The organism is Microcystis sp. M53603_WE2, from assembly GCF_030065435.1.
Genome location: NZ_JASJFF010001061.1, coordinates 1 through 3,974, shown reverse-complemented (window position 1 = coordinate 3,974; position 3,974 = coordinate 1). Strand labels below are relative to the sequence as shown.

At 42.6% G+C, this 3,974-nt stretch carries 4 protein-coding genes; 1 reads left to right on the top strand and 3 read right to left on the bottom strand.

Annotation, left to right across the window (positions count from 1 at the left end):
- Positions 1-81: 81 nt before the first annotated feature.
- The 3 genes from PX481_RS22345 to PX481_RS22335 all read right to left on the bottom strand — a co-directional run bounded on the left by PX481_RS22345 (position 82) and on the right by PX481_RS22335 (position 2,743).
- The gene (locus PX481_RS22345; protein WP_288096113.1) at positions 82-303 is read right to left on the bottom strand and encodes a hypothetical protein; all 222 of its coding nucleotides are present in this window, start codon (positions 301-303) and stop codon (positions 82-84) included.
- Positions 304-321: 18 nt separating this feature from the next.
- On the bottom strand, positions 322-1,011 hold the full coding sequence (locus PX481_RS22340) for a Uma2 family endonuclease (RefSeq protein ID WP_288024365.1): 690 nt from the start codon (positions 1,009-1,011) through the stop codon (positions 322-324).
- A 448-nt stretch (positions 1,012-1,459) separates the two neighbouring features.
- Complete coding sequence (locus PX481_RS22335; RefSeq protein ID WP_002758950.1) at positions 1,460-2,743, bottom strand: aspartate aminotransferase family protein; 1,284 nt, start codon at positions 2,741-2,743, stop codon at positions 1,460-1,462.
- 126 nt (positions 2,744-2,869) lie between these two features.
- On the opposite strand from PX481_RS22335, the gene PX481_RS22330 reads away from it, so the two are divergent.
- The gene (locus tag PX481_RS22330) at positions 2,870-3,868 is read left to right on the top strand and encodes a potassium channel family protein (RefSeq protein ID WP_288096110.1); all 999 of its coding nucleotides are present in this window, start codon (positions 2,870-2,872) and stop codon (positions 3,866-3,868) included.
- Positions 3,869-3,974 lie beyond the last annotated feature (106 nt).

Here is a 3,974-nt window from a genome sequence, read left to right as displayed (position 1 = left end):
GCAAATAGGTGCAAGAATGAAAATTGTGGGAGCACAATGGAAAGCAGAGAATGTTCCTCAGTATTTGAAGCTACGTTGTGCTTATCTCAACGGCGATATTGCCTGAGTATTTTTACTCATTGCAAAACTGGGATGCTCCCCCTGTGCCTCTGCTGCTAAATTTTGCAGAAGATAGGCAACTCCCAAGTACCAATAGTCAGAAACATTTTCAGGATTGTTATCGATTAGTTCCTCGTAGATTGCCGCAACTTGAGGATAATCTTCGGCAATTAAAGCTTGATAAGCGTCAGGATGCCAATTCATAAATTTAAATATCAATTATTATTTTTTTTGAGATAATTTATTCAGAAAATCTTGATGTTCTTGACTGGCTAAACCTTGCTGTAAAACTGTCAAAACCTGTCCTAAGTTACCCGCTAATAAAGCATTAACATCTAACCAAAGACCGGGGAAAACCTGCGAGTAAATTATCCCTCGACTATCGGGTTCAAGTTTAATATATTCTCCAGCATTTAATCGGAACCAATCTAATTGACGTTCATAAACTCGCCAAACAAGATATTCTTGCACTTGATTACGACGATAAACTCGCCATTTATTGTGGAGATCATAGGAAGCACTAGAAGCGGCGATTTCTACGATTAATTCCGGCGCACCTTCGATATAATCATCGTCACTAATAGTTGATTGTCCAGCAATTTTAATTCTTAGTAAAGCATCTGGTTGTACTTCATTATCTGCATCCAGACGCACAGTAGTATTATCCGCAGACATTACCCCAATTGTGGCGGCTTTATAGACCCCTAACCAAGTTAAAATATCAGAATGAGGTTCTCCATGACTCTGCACTCGTACAGGAGAGGACATATAAACTATTCCTTCAATTAATTCGGCTTTTTTTACTTCAGAAAGGTTCTGATAACGACGCTCAAATTCCTGGCGACTTAGTTGATCACCATTTTCTAAAGGAGGGGTTTTAGGGAGGGAATAAATAGGTTCAGAAGTGATCATTTTAGGCTCTTCGTTACTTGTTATGGTTCGATAGGGGGGCATAAATCGACTAAATCCTTATCTGGCAAGAGACTTAATTGATTAGCTCGTTCTAGATCGAAAACAATTGACAAAAATCGCCAAATGTCTTTCTATATAAGGGTTTCATCCCTTATAAACCCCCTCCATTGCATAACATAAACCGAAGAACCTCATTTTATTTGCCCCGAACAACAGTAGATTTATCCTCCCCTAGTCCAGTGAAAAGGTGACAGTTAGGGGGGATAAAGCTCAAAAATAATTGACTCATAAGTAGGTAGGCACAATTATTTGTAGGATGGGTTAGCGGTAGCGTAACATGAGCGGGCGTTGGGTTTCATGCTTCAACCCAACCTACGTTCTGGAAACTCTCAACTTAAAACTTACATCTGATAACTGATAACTGATAACTGATAACTGATAACTGAAATTAAACCACTTTAGCGATGGCTGCTTCTAGCTTATCCATAGCCTCATCTACTTCTGTTTCCGAGACAATTAAAGGAGGTACAAAACGGAGAACTTTCGGACCTGCGGGAGCAATTAATAAACCCTCGGCCAAGGCTGCATTAACAATAGTAGATGAAACCAACTCACTTTCTGAATTAATTTCCAGACCATTAATTAAACCCCAACCGCGCACATCGACAAATAGATGGGGATATTGAGAAGCAATCACGCGTAAACGGCTGCGTAACTGTTCCCCTCGCTGCTGGACATTTTCGAGAAGATGATCCCGTTCAATGGTTTGTAATACTGTTAAAGCTGAGGCACAAGCGAAAGGATTACCTCCAAAGGTACTCGCATGACTACCCGGTTCAAACACATCACAGAATTTTCTGCACATCATCGCACCGATGGGAATACCACCCGCTAAACCCTTAGCAGAAGTGAAAATATCCGGTTCCACTCCTAAATTCTCATAACCCCAGAGTTTACCAGTTCTTCCGACTCCCACCTGTACTTCATCAAAGACAAGCAAAATGTTATTTTCGTCGCAAATTTGCCGTAAACGTTGGAAATATTCGATATCCCCTGGACGAACTCCCCCTTCACCCTGCAAGGGTTCCAACATAATCGCGGCCACACGACGATTACCCTCATCGAGATCAGCGATCGCATTTTCCACCGCTTCGATATCATTATAGGGAATATAGGCAAACCCCGGCATCAGGGGTTCAAAGTCTTTTTGGTACTTCGGTTGACCGGTTGCGGTGATGGTAGCTAAAGTCCGACCGTGAAAACTAGCGTGAGCGGTTAAAATAACCGGCTGTTCGAGGAAATCTAGCACCGTATGGGCATATTTCCGTACTAATTTAATCGCCGCTTCGTTCGCTTCCGCACCAGAATTACAGAAAAAGACTTTATCAGCGCAGGAATGATCGACAATCCATTTAGCTAGTTCCCCTTGTTCGGGAATATAGTATAAATTCGAGACATGATGGAGTTTTTGGATTTGCTGGCTAACCACTTCAATTAAAGCGGGGTGTGCGTGACCGAGGGTACAGGTGGCAATTCCCGCAACAAAATCAAGGTATTGTTTACCGGAAGTATCCCAGAGAAGACAGCCTAACCCTTTGGCGATCGCAATGGGAAAACGACCATAAGTATTCATCACATAGCTGTTAAAACTATCTCGATCGAAGGGTTGATTCGGGTTTAAATTGGGAGTGGGATCAACTAGGGTTGGTTCTAAAAGGGTTTCTGGACTCACTGGGGAACTCCTGCGCGATTAGACATAGGGGAAATTATAATCAAATCCGTCTGAGAAGGACGGGTTATTTAGATTAAAAACTGATTTTATTGTAATTTACTAGACAGTCTTAGGGGTGAATTTTGCTTGTCTATCAGTGAAGATAAATATCGTCGTCTGCGTCAGGAATTAATCGGGGGAATTTTTGCCCTGATCGTGGTGTTTTTGCTGGGTACGTTTTGGTATCATCTGATCGAGGGTTGGAGTTTGCTAGATTCGGCCTATATGACGATTAGTACCCTCGCTACCGTCGGTTTTGGCGAAATTAATCCCCTAGGTGAACGGGGACGACTGTTTACAATGGTTTTGATCGTGATGGGAGTAGTTAGCATCGGTTATATTGTTAATCGCTTGACCGAAGCTTTAATTCAAGGCTATTTTCAAGAGGGACTCAAACAGAGACAGGAGAAACGCTTGATCGATCGACTATCGGAACACTATATCATCTGTGGTTTGGGTCGCACGGGTAGACAGGTGGCGATCGAATTTCACGCCGAAAATATTCCTTTTGTAGTCATTGATACAGACCCCCTACAGGTAAATCGGGCCAAAGAATTAAATTATATTGTTGTTCAAGGAGATGCCACCTTAGATAAATCTTTACAAATGGCAGGAATCGAACGCGCTATTTGTATTGTGGCCGCTTTAACTTCCGATGCGGAGAATTTATATACAGTTTTGTCTGCTAAAACTCTTAATCCGAAAATTCGCGCCATTGCTAGGGCCAGTACCGAAGAAGCAGTACAAAAATTACAACGGGCCGGGGCCGATGCGGTAGTATCTCCCTATATTACCGGCGGTAGAAGATTAGCGGCCGCAGCCCTACGACCCCAGGTGATGGATTTTGTCGATGGGATTTTAACTGGAACCGATCGATCGTTTTATATGGAAGAATTTTTAATCGATCCGAGGACTTGTCCCTGTGTCGGTTTAAGTCTTAGTCAAGCACATTTAAGATCTCGATCGGGGGCGTTAGTTTTAGCTATACGTCGCGCCGATGGTACGCTAATTGGGGGACCGACTGGCGATACGGAATTAATGGCCGGGGATTTATTAATTTGTATGGGAACGGCCGAACAATTATGAAGTTTAACTCAGATTTTAATCCCCATGCGATCGGATGGTTTACGTTTACCGAAGCATTAGTTAGGGTGTGCGCCAAAAAGTTTGTAGGATGGGTTAGCGGTAGCGT

Bases quoted from the DNA above. Each gene is read 5' to 3' on its own strand.
- PX481_RS22345 (WP_288096113.1), bottom strand. From the start codon at position 303: ATGAATTGGCATCCTGACGCTTATCAAGCTTTAATTGCCGAAGATTAT.
- PX481_RS22340 (WP_288024365.1), bottom strand. From the start codon at position 1,011: ATGATCACTTCTGAACCTATTTATTCCCTCCCTAAAACCCCTCCTTTA.